At 70.1% G+C, this 16,227-nt stretch carries 12 protein-coding genes and 1 pseudogene; 7 read left to right on the plus strand and 6 right to left on the minus strand.

The genetic code is table 11. The annotated features are described in order from the left end of the window. The first annotated feature begins 150 nt into the window (after positions 1 to 150). Entirely contained in the window at positions 151 to 2,265 is a 2,115-nt protein-coding gene (locus DNK56_RS01500; protein ID WP_111329908.1) for a tetratricopeptide repeat protein, read from the plus strand. A gap of 86 nt (positions 2,266 to 2,351) precedes the next feature. Here the strand turns inward: DNK56_RS01500 and DNK56_RS01505 are convergent, their stop codons facing one another. Together DNK56_RS01505 and DNK56_RS01510 are read right to left on the minus strand one after the other, a co-directional pair. Beyond that, entirely contained in the window at positions 2,352 to 2,828 is a 477-nt protein-coding gene (locus DNK56_RS01505) for a hypothetical protein (RefSeq protein ID WP_241989716.1), read from the minus strand. Between the two features lie 88 nt (positions 2,829 to 2,916). Continuing rightward, a complete protein-coding gene (locus tag DNK56_RS01510; RefSeq protein WP_111335335.1) occupies positions 2,917 to 4,080 on the minus strand; it encodes a hypothetical protein in 1,164 nt (387 codons plus the stop codon). A gap of 414 nt (positions 4,081 to 4,494) precedes the next feature. Here DNK56_RS01510 and DNK56_RS01515 point away from each other — a divergent pair, with 414 nt between their 5' ends. Further along, positions 4,495 to 5,763, plus strand: a complete 1,269-nt coding sequence (locus DNK56_RS01515) for an ISL3 family transposase (protein ID WP_111329909.1) — start codon at positions 4,495 to 4,497, stop codon at positions 5,761 to 5,763. 66 nt (positions 5,764 to 5,829) lie between these two features. Here the strand turns inward: DNK56_RS01515 and DNK56_RS01520 are convergent, their stop codons facing one another. Further along, positions 5,830 to 6,255 carry a hypothetical protein gene (locus tag DNK56_RS01520; RefSeq protein WP_111329910.1) on the minus strand — a complete coding sequence of 142 codons (426 nt, stop codon included), beginning with the start codon at positions 6,253 to 6,255 and terminating at the stop codon, positions 5,830 to 5,832. A 161-nt stretch (positions 6,256 to 6,416) separates the two neighbouring features. Between DNK56_RS01520 and DNK56_RS01525 the strand changes: the two genes are divergently transcribed. Then, complete coding sequence (locus DNK56_RS01525) at positions 6,417 to 7,748, plus strand: outer membrane protein assembly factor BamB family protein (protein ID WP_111329911.1); 1,332 nt, start codon at positions 6,417 to 6,419, stop codon at positions 7,746 to 7,748. A 119-nt stretch (positions 7,749 to 7,867) separates the two neighbouring features. Here the strand turns inward: DNK56_RS01525 and DNK56_RS01530 are convergent, their stop codons facing one another. From DNK56_RS01530 to DNK56_RS01540, 3 genes are all read right to left on the minus strand, one after another. Continuing rightward, complete coding sequence (locus tag DNK56_RS01530; protein WP_446750457.1) at positions 7,868 to 10,090, minus strand: TIR domain-containing protein; 2,223 nt, start codon at positions 10,088 to 10,090, stop codon at positions 7,868 to 7,870. Between the two features lie 145 nt (positions 10,091 to 10,235). Next, positions 10,236 to 11,117: a hypothetical protein gene (locus DNK56_RS01535; protein WP_146610535.1), complete on the minus strand. Its 882-nt coding sequence runs from the start codon at positions 11,115 to 11,117 to the stop codon at positions 10,236 to 10,238. Further along, positions 11,090 to 12,355 carry a hypothetical protein gene (locus tag DNK56_RS01540; protein WP_111329913.1) on the minus strand — a complete coding sequence of 422 codons (1,266 nt, stop codon included), beginning with the start codon at positions 12,353 to 12,355 and terminating at the stop codon, positions 11,090 to 11,092. The genes DNK56_RS01535 and DNK56_RS01540 overlap by 28 nt, the downstream gene beginning before the upstream one ends. Before the next feature lie 80 nt (positions 12,356 to 12,435). Here DNK56_RS01540 and DNK56_RS01545 point away from each other — a divergent pair, with 80 nt between their 5' ends. The 4 genes and pseudogenes from DNK56_RS01545 to DNK56_RS01570 form a co-directional block, all read left to right on the plus strand. Continuing rightward, positions 12,436 to 13,203, plus strand: a complete 768-nt coding sequence (locus DNK56_RS01545; protein ID WP_111329914.1) for a glycosyltransferase family 2 protein — start codon at positions 12,436 to 12,438, stop codon at positions 13,201 to 13,203. Between the two features lie 782 nt (positions 13,204 to 13,985). Beyond that, entirely contained in the window at positions 13,986 to 14,402 is a 417-nt protein-coding gene (locus tag DNK56_RS01555) for a prevent-host-death protein (RefSeq protein WP_111329915.1), read from the plus strand. Beyond that, positions 14,399 to 14,824, plus strand: a complete 426-nt coding sequence (locus DNK56_RS01560) for a cytotoxic translational repressor of toxin-antitoxin stability system (protein ID WP_111329916.1) — start codon at positions 14,399 to 14,401, stop codon at positions 14,822 to 14,824. The genes DNK56_RS01555 and DNK56_RS01560 overlap by 4 nt, the downstream gene beginning before the upstream one ends. A 620-nt stretch (positions 14,825 to 15,444) precedes the next feature. Next, a pseudogene (locus tag DNK56_RS01570) lies at positions 15,445 to 16,119 on the plus strand (ISAs1 family transposase); the annotation flags it as partial. Between the last annotated feature and the right edge of the window lie 108 nt (positions 16,120 to 16,227).

The following is a 16,227-nucleotide window of genomic DNA, read 5'->3' on the forward strand; positions in this document are numbered from 1 at the left end:
CACGAGCATGACACCGCCCGCCGAATACCGCCATACAGCCTTCTCGGACTTGGCGCGATCCGTCGCGCTCCCGATGGTCATTCGAAGTCGCGACGGGGTAGAACGCGAATACGGGCGGGCAGGCGTAATTGATCTCCGGGGGTGGGACGGATGAATGACGCGAACGCGGTCGCGCGAGATCCGCACAGGAATGAGATCAGCGGCGACACGACGTTGAACGGACCCACGATCCAGGCCCGTGAAGTGCACGGGGGCGTGCATTTCCACTCGGCGCCCACCGCTCAGGGCCGCCCCGCGCCACCCCGCCAACTCCTGCCCGTACCCGCTCACTTCACCAATCGGATCAGTGACCTCCGGGCCCTGGACGAGTTACGCGGCAGGGGCTGCGGACCGATCGTCGTCAGCGGGCGGGCCGGAATCGGGAAGACGACCCTGGTGTCCAAATGGCTGCGCTCGCTGGCCCCCGAGTTCCCCGACGGACAGCTGTACGCGGATCTGCGCGGTCACTCGGAGGGCGATCCGGTCGGCCCGGCGGAGGTGCTGGCCCAGTTCCTCCGCGCCCTGGGCGCCGGGGCCCCGTCCACCGACGCGGCCGAACTCGCCCCGCTGTGGCGGTCGCTCACCGCCGACCGCCGGATCGCGGTCATGCTCGACAACGCGTTCACCGCCGCCCAGATCAGACCCCTGCTGGTCGCGGGGGCAGGCGGCCTCGTGGTCGTCACCAGCCGGCGCCGGCTGACCGGCCTGCGGATGCAGGGCGCCGGCTTCCACCAACTCGACGCGCTCGGCCCGGACGACGGCGTCGAACTCCTCACCCGCGGCATCGGCGCCGAACGTGTCGAGGGCGAACTCGGCTCCGTACGCAAGCTGGTGGACCTGTGCGGCGGGCTGCCGCTCGCCGTCTGCCTGGCGTCCGCGCGGCTCGCGACCCGGCCGCGCCAGTCGGTCGAGGCGTTCGTCGACGCGCTCGCACGGAACCCGGAGGGCGGCCGGCTGTCCGCCCTCGGAGTGGAAGGAGAGACCTCGGTGCGCAAGGCCCTGGACGCGTCGTACGCGGTGCTGAGTCCCGACTGTGCCCGCCTGTACCGCACGCTGGGCCTGCTGCCCGTGCGTACCTTCGACGCGACGATCGCGGCGGCCTCCTGCGGGGAGCCGCTGGACTGGGCGGAACGCGGCCTGGACGAACTGGTCGAGGCGAATCTCGTCGAGGACGCCGGCCCCGACAGCTGCCGCCTGCACGACCTCTTACGGATTCACGCCCACGACCGCGCCATGGAGGACGAGACGAGCGAATCCCGCGAGGAGGCGCTGAGACGATTCTGCGACTGGTGCCTGTACACCGCGACGGCCGCACAGCAGCGGTTGACCCCGGTCCAGTACACCCTCCCGAGAACGTACGCCCACCCGCCCGGCCTCCCGCTCCCCTTCGCCGACGACACCGGCGCGCTCGACTGGCTCGACACGTACCGCACCCAGCTCCTCGGCGCGGTCGGGCTGGCCGCGGACAAGGGCTGGTACGACACGAGCTGGATGCTCGTGGACGCCATGTGGCCGCTCTTCCTGCGCCTGCGCCACTACGCGGACTGGATCGGCGCGCACCGGATCGGCCTGGAATCCGCCCGGCAGGCCGGAGACCGGACGGCGGAGCGCCAGATGCTCAACTCCGGCGCGATCGGCCTCAGCGCCGCCGGACAGACGGAGGAGGCCATCACCTGGTACGGCGAATCCCTGCACGCCGCGCGCGAGGCCGGGGACGTCAGGGACGAGGGGCAGGCGCTCCTCGGCCTCGGCACCTGCCACCGCGCGGCCGGCCGGCCCGCCGACGCCGTGGAGCTCCTGAACCGGGCGATCACCGTGTGGGAGGGCTGCGGCTACCCGCGCGGCGCGGCCCTCGCCCGCATCATCCTCGGCGAGATCGCGCTGGCGGCGGACGACCCCCGCGAGGCCGCCGACCTCTTCGGCCGGGCGCACACCGCCCTGGTGGCGGTGGACGACCCCCATGACGCGGCGCGGGCCCTGGTCCTGCTCGGCCGCGCCCGCACGCGCGCCGGGGCGTACGCGGAGGGCTTGGCGATGATGAGGGATGCGCTCGCGGTCTTCACCGGGTCCGGCGCGGCCTTCTGGCAGGCCCGCGCCCTGGAGCTGCTGGGGGAGACCGCCGGGGAGCAGGGCGACGAGGCCGGCGCGCGGGAGCTGCTGGGGCGGGCCCGCGCCCTGTTCGAGACGACGAGCCCGGCCGACGCGCGCCGCCTTGGGGGCGGGTGAGGTGGCGGGGGGTTGGGTCCGGGTCCGGGCCGGGGCGTGAACGAACCGCCCCGCCCCGACCCGGTGCGGCCGCGCCGCCGCGCTGATCAGGCGGGCGTCGCGGCGCGGGCGTACGGCCATTCCCGCAGTGTCCGCCCCGCCACCAGCCAGGCATGCACGCAGGACGGCAGCAGGGACGGCTCCTGCGGCGCTCCGGCTGCCGCCCGCCCGTGGTGCGGGTCGTCCGGTACGAGCACCACGGACCGGTCGAACCCACTGGCGAGGGCCCAGCCGCCGGCACCCCCGGCCAGCGGCACCGCGGCCAGTCCGCAGCCCGGATACGCCGCGAGGAGCCGGGCCAGCCGCCGCAGCCCCCCGGCCACCGAGCACACCCGGCTGCCCTGGAGCACGTCCCCGCACCCCAGCAGCGAGGCGTCCCGGCAGGCGTCCACGTCGACGACCAGGTGCTCGTCGACGACCGGTGCGAGTGGCGAGGCCCATGCGACCGGTGTGGCCAGTGCGACCGGTGCGGTCAGCGCGACCGGTGTGGCCCGTGCGACCGGTGCGCGATGGGCCGGTCGCACGGGCCCGGGCGCACGCTGAACGACGTACCGTCCCAGCGGGCGCACAGCACGTCGGGGAAGGGGTCCGCCTCGACCACGACCAGCCGCTTCACGCCAGCGCCTCCCCACGCCCAGGCGCCCACGCGGCCGGCGGCAGGGGCTCCGGCAGCGGCACGGTCACCGGCTCGTGCGCGGGCTGGCCGATGCCCAGGAGCCCGTACATGAGCCGGCGCGTGTTCCGGTTGAACCGGCCCGGCTCCGAGGTGATGCGCGATCTGATCGGCGCGTACTCCTCCACCCGGTACTCCCGCGACACATAGGCGAGTTGATCCACGAGCGGGTGGGTGGGCGACAGCCGGGGAGCCAGGGCGGCGAGGGTCGCGGCCGGTGAGGCGGGATTGATCTCGTGCTCCGGGGAGGCGGCCAGCAGGATCGGCGCCCCGGTGAGCGTGCCGTACAGCGTGACCGATCCGTGGTCGCCGATGATCCAGTCCGCCGCGATCAGCACGCTGCGCCAGTCCGCCTCCGGCGGCACGATCCCCATGCCCAGATGCACGCACCGCGACAGCCACGACCGGACCTGATAGGCGCCGTGCCCGGCCCACACATTGGGGTGGACGAGCAGCGCCGTACGGTAGCGGGCCGCGGGTAACTCGCAGATGAGCCGCGGCAGCAGCGCGTCGAACCGGCCGAAGGAGGAATGGGCTCCCCAGGTCGAGACCGCGACGACGAGCTTCTGCCCCTCCGCGAGCCCGAGCGCCCTGCGGTACGCGGCCCGCAGCGGCAGGCTGGCCGTGATCCGGTCGTGCACCGGATCACCGAGTACATGGGCCAGCGGAAGCGCCTCCGGGCAGGTGTGGGCGAGTTCGCGCAGCTCGTCGTGGTGCGGCACGCCCACGGCCGCGGGGAGCCTGCCGCCGGGGGACAGGTCCTGCCTGCGCAGCCCCGCCACGCCGGAGTTCGCCCCCTCGCTCACCCGCTTCAGATAGTTGGCCCCGTGCGGCAGGGTGATCAGGGGCGCGTTCACGTACTCCACGCCGCGCGGCCCGGCGGCCAGGGCGAGATCGAACGTCATGCCCGTGGCCTGCTCCCACGGCAGCACCACGCTCCCGAGCCGGGCGAGGAAGGCGGGCACGCCGTCACCGAAGGCGTGCGGCGGCGCCGTGAAGAAGATCTGGAGCCGGAAGTCGGCCTCCAGCAGCGCCAGGACGTCGAGCAGGCGCTTCCCGTACGTCACGGTGTGGACCACCGCCAGCACCCGTTTCCGTCCCACCAGCGTCAGCCACTGCCGTGTCTCCGGCCCCCTCGCCTCGACGGCGTCCGGTTCGAACCGGCCTGCCGCAGCCGTGCCCGCCCCGCCCGTACCCGTTCCGGTCGTACCCGCCCCGCTCGTGCCCGTTCCGGTCGTACTCAACGCCGACATGGCGTCCCCCATTGATTCTCCTCCGTGTGCCACGAACTGCCTGTGTCGCTGGGATGCCCGGCAGATGGGACGGAACCCTGGCGGAAGCCTTGCGAGAACCTTGCGGCGTTCTGGCAAGGACGCCCTCCGGCAGGGCGCAGAGAGGTGAAAAGGGGCTCTCCTGTCGCTTCCGTGGGTCGCTGACCTGGGGGTATGCGCAGAACACGCCGCACCCGGAGTACGTTTCGACTGCTGAAGGTACGAAACGGAAGAACCAGGTACGGCGTGCGGAACACGAGGATATGGGCCAGGCTGCTCGATGTCGAAAAGACGGTGATCGAGCAGGTCGAGGCCGAGGAGGCCGACAGCGGCGACGATCTGGTGATCGTCGCTCATGCCCGTCCGGCTCGGGGACGGCGGCAGCGGTGCGGGGTGTGCGGCCGCAAGGCGGCGAAGTACGACGCCGGAGAGGGACGCCGTCGCTGGCGGGCCCTGGACGTCGGGGTACTCAAGGCGTTCATCGAGGCCGACGCGCCGCGGGTGTCCTGCCCCGAGCACGGGGTGACCGTGGCGGCGGTGCCCTGGGCCCGGCACCGGGCCGGCCACACCTACGCCTTCGACGCGCAGGCCGCCTGGCTGGCCACCTGCTGCTCGAAGACGGCCGTCACCCGGCTGATGCGGATCGGATGGCGCACGGTCGGCGCCGTGGTCGCCCGGGTCTGGTCGGATGCCGAGGCGCAGGCCGACCGGCTGGCCGGACTGCGGCGGATCGGGATCGACGAGATCAGCTACAAGAAGCGGCACAAGTACCTGACTGTCGTCGTGGACCATGATTCGGGCCGTCTGCTGTGGGCCGAACCCGGGCGGGACAGGGCCACCTTGAACAAGTTCTTCGACCTCCTCGGCCCTGAACGCTCCGCGGGGATCACGCATGTGTCGGCCGACGCGGCGGACTGGGTCACCGGCCCGGTTGCCGCACACTGCCCCGACGCTGTGCGCGTGATGGACCCCTTCCACACGGTGAAGTGGGCGACCGACGCCCTGGACGTCGTGCGCCGTGAGGTCTGGAACGCCGAGCGCAAGGGCAAGGGCCGGGCCACGCCGGGATCGAAGTCGCTGAAGAAGGCCCGCTTCGCGCTGTGGAAGAACCCCGAAGATCTCACGCAGTACCAGCGTTCCCAGCTGGAGTTCGTCGCCAAGGCCCATCCCGTCCTCCACCGCGCCTACCTCCTGAAGGAGGGACTCCGTCTCGCCCTGAAGTCCGGCACCGACACCCCCGAGGCTCTGTGGGACTGGGTGCTGTGGGCCCGCCGCTGCCGCATCGACGCCTTCGTCGACCTGCAACGCTCCATCGTCCGGCACTGGGACGCGATCACCGCAGCGGCCGAGCACGGCCTGTCCAACGGACTCGTCGAATCGATGAACACCAAGATCCGGCTCATCACCCGCATCGCCTTCGGCTTCAAGAACCCCACCGCCCTCATCGCCCTCGCCATGCTCAGCCTCGGCGGACACCGACCCCACCTACCAGGACGTCAACCCGCGAACCGATGACCCACGGATCCGACAGGAGAGCCTGAAAAGGGGGCGCGGAGAAGGGGCGTGCCCGGTGAGGCGCCGCTAGCGGTCGTCTTCGCGTTCGGGCAGGTTGAAGGTGATCTGCGAGAAGTCCCGGCCCTGGAGCAGGGGCGCGTTGTGCGTGCCTCCGCTGACGTTGTTGCTCACATCGCCGCCCGTTCCGCTCCGCGCTTCCCGCCACCACGTGTCGAGCAGGGCGCGGAACTCGCCGTCCAGCGCGGCCCGTACACCGAGTGCCGTCGCGAGGGCCTGGGCACGCAGCGGGTCGGCCGGATCGCGCTCCAGTTCCGCGGGTTCCCGCTCGCCGGAGCTGATCCCGGAATCCGTGGCGGAGTCGCCGTCCTCGGGCGAGGCACGCCGGAACGGGCGTCTGACCAGCGCGGTGAGCCCCTGCCATGCCTGGCGGCCGGCGTCCCCGCCGACACTGCCGGCCATGGCCGTGAGAGCGGCTGCCGTGATCGCGTCCATACCGGTCTCCTCCGGTTCGCCCGCCTTCGGGCCCAGCGTAGGTCGGCGACGTACGGCCACGCAGGGGTTCCGCCGGGTTCGGGGCGGTGGCGGACACGTCGACCGGCCGTGCCCGTACGCTGTCTTCGCCCGAATGTTCGGGCCAGGGGGCAGGGGGCGGCATGACAACGCGTACGGGACAGGCATCGGGCCGGGAACGGGCAGGCCGGCGGAGAAGGGCACGCACCCGACTCCTCGCGACGGCCGCCGCGCTCCTCGTCGCCGCGACCACCGGCTGCTCCGCCTTCGGGGGCTCGCTGAGCGTCGTCTGGGAGGCCCCGGCCGACAACCTCGTCGAGGAACGGGGCAACGGCGCCTGGCTGGTCGGTGACACACTCGTCCGCAGCCGGTACGACAAGGTCACCGCCTTCGCCGCGGATACGGGGAAGGCACGCTGGGAGTACACCCCGCCCGGCCGGGAACGCGTCTGCGCGGTCAGCCGGAACGCGGTCGACTCCGTCGTACTGATCGCACGGGGCCGCAGCACGCCCGAGGGCTGCACGACCGTCGCCGCGCTCGACCTCACGACCGGCCGCGAGCGCTGGCACACCGCCCGCACGGCGGGCGGCCGACTGACCGAGTCGCTCACCGAGACGTTCACCGGGATGGTCGCCGCGGGCGGTGGGCTGGCCGTCCTGCGGGACGCCGACGACGACTGGGCGATCGACATGCGGCCCGGCATCCCAGGCGCGAAGGCCCTGCGCGCCTTCGACCTGCGGACCGGCGCCGAGCGCTGGACGGCGGCCGTTCCCGAGGGCTGCGTGCCCGAGCAGGTCGAGGCCGGGAAGCGGCAGGTCGTCGCCGTCCTCGCCTGCGACCGCACGGAACTGAGCCTTGCCGCGTTCGCCCCGGACGATGGCCGGCTGCGCTGGACCGCGCCGCTCGGCAGCCGCGCGGTGCCCGCGCCGGACGGACAACTGGCCCTGGTCTCCGCCGAACCGGCGATGGTGCGGACCGCCACGAGGGAGCTCGCGCCCGGCGCCTTCCTGGCCTTCGACGAGGCCGGGAAGACCACGGCCCGGATCGACTTCAAGGGCGACTACGGCGACCTGCGGGCCCACGTACCGGCCCTCGTGTCCGTCCGGGACGGGCGCTTCTACGTCGGCGCCGAGGGCCTGTCCGGCAGGGCGTACCGGGGCCGCGTCGTCGCCTTCGACCTCAAGGACGGCCGCCGGCTCTGGCTGGAGAACGTGGCCGTCGCGGGCGGCCTGCGCGGCCTCGACGTGACCGGTGACCGGGTGACCGTCCTCTCCGACCAGGGCTCCCGCGAGGACGGCCACGAAGAGCTGCGGGTCCTCGACGCGGCCGACGGCGACGAGCGGGAGAAGATCGACACCGGCCTGGACATGATCCGCACGGACACCGAACTGGCAGCCCTGTTCACGTACAAGGACCAACTCGTCACCGCCCGCCGCACCCCGGGCAGCCCGTTCACGATGTACACCCGCGACTGACCCCACACTCAGCCCGGAGCGGGCATCCTGGGCGAAGGCGGCCTGCTCCGGGGTGACGAGGGTCCGTACGTCTCGGAGGGCTTCGGGAAGCGGAAGTGCTTACAGCCGCGGATCGGTACTCACTTGTTCTCGGGCCCTGCCGGATGAAGGAGGTCGATCCCGCACAGGGCCGCCAACTCTTCGGCGGTGGAGGTCAGCGGTTCTCTGAGGTCGGCGAGTTGCGCGCGCATATCGGCGGCTCGGGACCAGAGTTGTTCGTGCTCAAGAGCGCTGCGTCCGGGCGGGCAAGTGTCCTCGTGTCGCCGGAGAGCGGAGTGCCACGTGGCCAGGAACGGGCGCAGGTGCTGGTTGGCCAGGACAAACGCGATACGGGGGATGACCAGTGGGGGCGGGGACTCGGCCGCGACCCGGTGCAGCACTTCTCTGGTCGTGGCGAACAAGGAGTGCAGGGAGGTGAGGGCCTCCCTCAGCGAACCGTCCTCGGGGCCCAGGGGCTGGACCCCGACTCTGGTGACCAGTTCCACCTGGAGATCGAATGCGGCCGCGCGTTCCACTGGACCCGGCCCCGAACGAGGCAGGTCGAGAGGAGGGAAGGGCATGGGCGCGGGGCGGGGCGGCAGGCTGTCCCCGGACGTTCTGGTGAGCGGCGCCGCGAGCGTATGAAGCAGTACCTGTCGCAGGTCCTCCTGACGGGCGGTGTCCTCGTCGTGCCGCCGAACCGCACGCGCCAGGAGAGCGTGGACGGTCCACGACCGGGGGACGATGGGATCGGGCAGCAGTGCGCCGGAGCCCAGCAGTGTGGCGAGGGCGTCGGAGACGGCCGGGCCGGCCTCCCAGGGGTCGTACGGGTCGACCGAGGCGACGGCGTTCTCCAGCACTGTTTGGGAGAGCGGCGTCGGGGATGCCAGGGCGAAAAAGCGCAGGACATCGTCCACCGGACCCTTCCCACTCAGCGGTCGAGTGAGGAGCGTGGCGGCCAGAGCGATCCGTGTGTGTTCCGGCGTGCTGCTCCGTGCGAGTGGAGGCCCGGGAGAGACGAGTATGTCGGTGCCTGCGGCGTGCAGCCGGTTCCGCAGGCCCGAGAAATCGCTGGTATCGGCCAGGTCCGAGAGTAGATCGAGGGCGTGAGGATGCCCGCCCACGTCGTGGACCAGGGCGAGGGCCGTTGCCTTTTCGACATCGCTGCCCGGTGTACGGCGTGCGGTGATGAGCCGGTATCCGTCGGCGTCGGAGAGTGGTGGAACGTCGATGGCCTCGGCGGATGATCCGTAACGAAAGGACCGTGTGGTCAGCAGGGTGGAAGCGAGTAGATGGGGGCCATGGAGCAGTTGAAGTTCTTCCTGGTTCAGCCCGTCGGGAACCCCGTCAACGACCCACAGACAGGGCATTCCGTGTTCGCCGAGATGGATGGCGAGCCTGCTGAGGAGCCGAACGAGGGATGTGCCATCCGTATGGTCCACGCCGAGCGCGTGGCAGACGACTGCCACCTGCTCCGCGTACACCTCCATGGCCGTCGTCGGGAGCGAGCTCTGGGTCCGGTGAAGGTCGAACCAGTACACACCGCCGGGGTAGGCGGAGCCGAACCGGAGGGCGTACTCCTGAGCCAGTACGGATTTGCCGATGCCGGGCATTCCGCGGAGCTGGGCCGTCCGGCCCGAACCGGAACCCGGCTGGGCGACGAGCGGAGCACGATGACGCACGAGTGCCGAATGGATGCGCCACTGCTCGGCCAGCCGGTCCGTGAAACGCACGGAACCGGACCGGGCTGGAGCGGGCAGCCACGGAGTCGATGCCGCCTCGCTTCCTGTCGCCGGCAGGCCGACCGAGCCGAGGGGCGATTCGACCCCTGTCACGTGGGCAGCCACCTGCTCGGCGAGCCGCCGGAGCGCATCCGGGACGGTGGGCCAGTTCCAGTGCCTGGCGTCGCGGAGCTCGACGGGCTGGACGTGATCGACAGAGCGCTCGGGGTTGATCACGAGGACACGGCTTCGTGGATCACCCTTGCGCTGGCCGGCCAGATAGGCATAGGTGAGTTCCCACTGGCAGGCCCGTCGGCGCGGGTAGTCGGCGGAGTAGAGAGCGAGGAGCACTTTCGAGCGGGCCAGAGCGTCGGAGATCGAGGCAGTGATCGATGCGAAGTCGTCGACCGCCATATCGTCCAGGAACACGCGTAGCCCCCGGCTTCGCAACGCACGAGCGAGAGACCGGGCCTTGTCGGCATCGGTACGGCTGTAGCTCAGAAATACGTCCCACACGGCGACGGGTGCGGAGGCACAGTCGGACGCTGCCGGAGGGACCATGCTCAGTCCCTCCCGCAGGAACTCATGCCTGCGCGCCAACATACCCGCTCAGCCCGAAAAACAGGGGGGGGGTGCTGTTTGCTCTTTTTCTCACGGACGCCCGCAGCGGCGGAACGGATCGGTCGGTCTGCACCGTCTCATCATGCTTCATCACTGGAGGAAGGACATCGCTGGCCCGGCCGGAGAGTCAGCGGACGTCGGGCTCGGACTCCTGCTGGTGGGGGAGGGGCGGGCGGCCGGCCCCGGGACGCCAGTCCGGCGGGCGTAGATACTGCTCGGGATTCCGGATACCGGCCAGGTTTCCAAGCCCGATCACGTACGGCCGCAGGCGGTCCTGAAGCTCTTTGAGGTCGGCACGGAACGCGGCGTTACCGGGCCATGCCCTCTCGTCCGCGTTCTCGCCCTGCTCGGCGCTCCAGGCGTCCAGCCACGGGTGCCAGGCTTCGAGGAAGGGAGCGAGGTTGTGATTGATGATGGTGAGCACGAGCGCGTTGACGGAGTCGCCCGCAGGGGGTGGTGGTGGCGCGGTACCCGATTCCACCGGCTCCCGGTACAAGTCGACGAGTTTCCTGAGCGAGGCGAGTGCAGCCCGGAGGTTTCCACCCTCGTCGCTCAGGGGACGGGTGGCCACGCGCGTGGCCGCTTGGAAGAATAAGCGCTCGGCGGCTTGTCGTGTGTCCGTGGTGGGCGCGAAGGTCATCTCACCGACGGGCAAGGTGACCTTGACCTCGGTCAGCCGACCCGACTGGCGGTAGAACTGGGCTCCCAGTGCGAGCGCGACACCAGCCAGCCCGCCGACCACGATCGAGAGTGTCTGCCCCCCGGTCTGCGCGATGGAGTACGCGGCGATGCCGACGGTCGAACCGACCAGTGCCGCGAGAACCACCCGTGCCGTTGCTCGTGCACCCGGTCCCCGTACGCGTGCGGAGTACGCCATGGTGAGAAACCCCTTCAGCCGTCCCTGTGTGTCGACGGCGCCGATTCCGATCGGATGTTCTCGATGCTCTTTTGACATGACTTCACCGATCACCGACTTCGTCGTCACCGGCGCGGTCGCGTGATGAGCCATGTGCCACCGATGACGAGCAGGGCGAACAGTGCGTGGGCGACGCCCCATGCGCTGATGAGCATGAGCCGGTCGCGCAGGGTGAAGTTGCCGGTCAGTGTCACCTGCAGTGACCCGACTGCGAACGCGATGACGGACGAGAAGAGGGCGACGAGTTCTACGGATCGCACGTGGTTGGCCCGTGCCGACTCCTCGCTCGCGCGGAGGGCGCTGTTCAGGTGGACGTCGCGCCGTCGCATCTCCTCTTCCGCGCGAGCCCATCGCTCTTGCTGGGCAGCCTCCCGGTGGGCCAGCCTCTGCTCGTACGCGGCGTCCTGCGCGGTACGTTGCCGACCCTCGACGATCACCTCCCGCTTGGTGAGGTACTGCTCCTGGAGCAGCTTGTGACTGCCCCGGGAGCCGACGGCGGGCAGGAGGCGCAGCGCGGTATCGATGTTTCGCAGGGCGGCGTCGTGGTCGCCGGCCATGTGCAGGCCGGTGGCGAGCCGAAAGTGGAACATGTGGTCGCCGGGGTGGTCCCGAACGGCCTCGGTCGCACGCTCGCGCAGCAGTTCTCCCTGCCCCTCGAAGAGGGTCGCGAACTGGATGCCGTTGAGGCAGATGTCGACGACGTGTCGGGTGCGGTCCGTGGAGCGCCATGCCTCGTCGAGGAGTCCGACGGCATGCTCGGTGGTGACGGTCCGACTGCCGAACGCCGCGAAGGAACGAAGCGCCGTGAACAGGGCGGACTGCCGGTGTGTACCGGCGGCGAGGGAAAGGAGCGAGGCGTCGAGGAACTGATGGAGCTCTTCGAAGAGGAAGTCGGAGCGCAGCTTCCCCGCGTGGTAGAGGGTCGCAAAGTAGGCGACATCCCCGGCCGGGGTGTCCCGGGAGACGATGTCCTCGATCCCCTGGGAAAGCTCGACGGCGGACTCGACACTGTCCTTGGTGATGAAGGCGTACCCGAGGGCCCACTTCTCCAGCACCTCGACTCGTGCTTCGCGGGACACGTGTGCGCCGATCCAGAGGGAACACACGGCGGCGGTCCGGATGCTCGGTCGTTCCAGAAATCTCAGCCGCCAGTAGCGGTCGGCGCAGATGAGATATGGATCCGCAGAGAAGTCCGAGGACGCCACGTCGAAGGGGGGTTCCACACCGTCCCGGTGCAGAGCCAGCGCGATCTCCTCGCACACGCGATCCAACTCCCGCGAGTCCGAGACGACAACCTGGTTCAGGCGTGCCGTGTACGCCCCCGAGTCCATGCGTTCCCCCCTGCTGCTCGACCGTCCCGTAGACCTGCCTATCACGGCACAGCGGGAGGTGGGGTCCATATGATCGAACCATGCAGGTAGACGTGGTGACAGCTGTGCACGCCTCGCATGCGGGCTTTCTTCCGGCGGTATGGCGATCACTGCTTTACCAGAGCCATACGCGATGGCGTTGGCTGATCCAGATCGATGGCCCGCCGAGCGAGGCGCGGGCGGTTCTCACCGCGTGCGCAGCCCTTGACGACCCAAGGGTCCTCGTCGCCTCCCACACCACCTCGGAAGGGCCGGCCGTTACCCGCAACGTGGCTCTGGGGCGCGCCTCCGCTCCGCTTGTCCAGAACGTCGACGCGGACGACGAGTTGGAGCCCGACGCACTGGCTGTCCTCGTCACCGCCCTGAACGACCACCCTGACGCCGGCTACGCCGTGGGCCATGCCCGTGACCTGATGATTGACGGGCTAATGGTCGACCACCCCTTGCCGTTTCTGCCCGGCACTCTGCCCAGGGGGGCACTCCTGCCTGCCTGGAGGACGGACCCAGCCGACTACCGGGTGCCGGTTCACCCCGCGGGGGTGATGTGGAGGCGCTCTCTGCTTGTGGCGCTCGGCGGATGGTCCGCCCTCCAGGGGATGGAAGACACCGGCGTTCTCATGGCGGCCTCGGCGGCTGCCGAGGGAGTTCTGGTCGACGCGGCGACCCTTCGCTACCGCCGACACGTTGCTCAGCGGTCGAAGAGAACGTCAAAATTCGCCGGGGGGGGGGCGCAGATAGCGCTCATTCGGGAGCGGGCGGCGGTGCTGAGCTCGTTGCCGCCGTGGAGTCGAGACCCTGACCTCCCTTGAGGATCGATCCCTGTGGTCCTGAGGGCTCACATAGGGCAGCGCCACCTCGGCCCTACGGCGAGACCCGTGGCCGAAGGCGGCCGGCAGCGCTGATGAGATCGACGCGACCTGTGCCAGGCAGGCGAGGGTGGCCCGTTCGGCGGACCGCTCTCTCGCAGTAGCCGTTCCCGGACCGAAGGTGCCTGGTCAAGGAGCCCTCCGACCTGCATTCCCTCTTGGCTCGGGTCGCCTTCGGCAGCGGGGGGGGGGGGGGGGAAGTAGTCGGGTACTACGTCCAGCCGGCTCACCACGGGATCTCCCGTACGCAGAGTGATCAGCGGTTCCCACGACACGTGATCGGGAACGCCAGGGCGGTGGGACAGGGTGTGCCACAAGGCCGGCCGCGGATAGTGGTTGCCGCCGGGCGCCGCATTCGCCCGCACCCACGTCAGGTCCGACCGCCGGCTCGGACCGAAATTCCCCCGCCCGCGACTCCAGCCAGCCTGAACAACGAGGCCGAATCGATGACCTTCACCTCGCGCGGCAGCGGCTGCTCAACATCCATCGCCCATGCTGCCAGGCGGCACCTTCCGCCGGGCGACCCAACCCAAAAGTCATTCCGTTGGGAGTTTCAAGAGGGCGAGGCCGGTGTGTCCAGGCATGAAGCGAGCGGTGACCGCGTCCCGCCCTCTGGACTCGGTAGACCGGAGGGGCTGAGCCCTCTCCAGCAAGGCACGTACTTGACGTACTTGACGTACTCATTTGGGGGAGGCATTCTGATAGGGAACCCTGAGGAGACCGCCATGTCCGCAGTGCACTATGAGAGCTATACCGAGGCACGCACACACCTCAAGGATCTTCTCGACGCGGCCGGGGAGGGCCGGGTGGCGACAGTGCGCCGGGACACTGGCCGTGCTGCCGTCGTGGATGTCGACCGACTGCGCTACTACCTGTCACTGGTCTGCTCGGCCAAGGCGCAGGCTGTCGCGGAGTCCGGGGGCTGGTCGATCTTCATTCCTGGGCTTCCCGTGGCGGCGGACGGAGGGACCTTCGATGAGGCCATCACTGAAATGGTCGACGCTCTGCGCGAGTATGCCGAGGACTGGCAGGACCGCCTGCGCATGGCCCCTAATCACCAGGACAATTGGGGTTTGGTGCAGTTGATCGCTCTGAGCGATGACCAGCAGCTCGCCGACTGGCTGGCCGGAACAGGCCGGTGAACCGGCCGCAGCCGGATCGTGAGCGCCATGAGAGATTCTGTGCCGTCGAAGAGTGGGAGCGGGTACGAGATGCGCGCGGGCGTACCGGTACTCACCACGTCACCTACGAGCTGACGCTGCACAACGCTCGGATCCTGCGCACGAGGATCTCCCACCCGGTGGACCGCACGGTCTACGGCGCGGGGATGTGGGGTCACATCTTGCGGGACCAGCTCGACGTTTCCGAGGACGAATTCTGGGACTGTGTACTTGACGGTCGGCTACCGGACCGGGGAGCCCCCGCAGTGCCGAAGGAGGTGCTGCCCACAGACCTGGTGTATCTGCTGATCCATCGTGTCGGCCTCGCAGAGGAGACGGTGGCCGAGCTGACCAAGGAGGATGCGGTGGCTCGGCTCCATCAGTATTGGACCGAAGGGACCTGAGCGCGGGCCGGCGGTCTGCGCTGCGATCCCCCACGCTTGTCCGGCGCAGAGTGCTGTTGATGGCCCGCGCCCTTGAATGTGGTCCAGACAAGAGGAACCGCTACATCGACAGCGAGGTGGAAGAGCCTCCGTCCGAGCCCATCGCGGCCTACGTGGCCGCGTTGCTTGAGCGCTGGCGTGACCCACCGAGGACGAGGAGGACACCTCGCCCCGGTCAACAGGGCCGCTGATCGGCGAGACGGGCGGTCCGCTGATCTACTTCCCCATGCGGTGGAGCATGGCCGAGGAGCTGTCGGCGTACGGGGCGGCCGTGGCGGAGTCCATGGGGCCGATCCGTGGGATGCCGCGTACCAGCAGCTCCATGAGATCCGTCATGCGCGGATCAACGAGCGATCACACCATAAGGAACACGTGCCCGGGCAGTGCAGGTGCGGGCACAGGTTTCTGAACCTCCGGCGAACTCGGGCCGGGGTGAGCCGGTCGGGCTCGGCGGGCTTCTCCCACGGTCGCCGCACATCCTTCAGCGCCTCGGCATACGCCTGGACCCACTGCTGCCGAAGCGGCTCCGGCCTGCGGAAACGACGGTCCGGCGGCTGCTGGCCCGTATCGACGGTGACGCGCTGGACCGGGCGGTCGGACGCTGGCTCGCCGACCGCCGCCCGAAGGCGACCGGGCTGCGCGGCCTCGCGGTGGACGGCAAGGGCCTGCGCGGCGCGGCCAAAGCGATGGGTCGCAAGATCCATCTGCTCGCCGCGCTGGAGCACGCCACCGGCCTGGTCCTGGCCCAGCTGGACGTCGGTGAGAAGACGAATGAGATCACCTGCTTCCAGCCGCTGCTGGACACCGTCGGCGACCTGGCGGGAACCGTCGTCACCAGCGACGCGATGCACACCCAGCGCGAGCACGCCGACTACCTCCTCGGCCGGGGCGCCCACTACATCGTGATCGTCAAGGGCAACCAGAAGAAGCTGCGCCGTCAGCTCAAGTCCCTTCCCTGGAAGGACATCCCGCTTCAGTCACGCACCCGGGGCATCGGCCACGGCCGCGCGGAGATCCGCCGGATCAAGGCCGCAACCGTGAACAGCCTCCTCTTCCCCGGAGCCCGCCAAGCCGTCCAGATCAAGCGTCGGCGCACCGACCGCAAGACCGGCAAGACCACCGTCAAGACGGTCTACGCCGTCACCAGCCTGACCGCCGAGCAGGCCACCGCCGCCCAACTCGGCGAACTCGTACGCGACCACTGGAAGATCGAGGCCCCGCACCATGTCCGCGACACCACCTTCGCCGAAGACGCCTCCCAGCTGCGGACCGGCAACGCGCCCCGCGCGATGGCCACCTGGCGCAACCTCGCCATCGGAGCCCTCCGCACGGCCGGAGTCAAGAACATCGCGGCCGGCCTCCGC

It is taken from the genome of Streptomyces sp. AC1-42W, assembly GCF_003248355.1.
Lineage (GTDB): Bacteria > Actinomycetota > Actinomycetes > Streptomycetales > Streptomycetaceae > Streptomyces.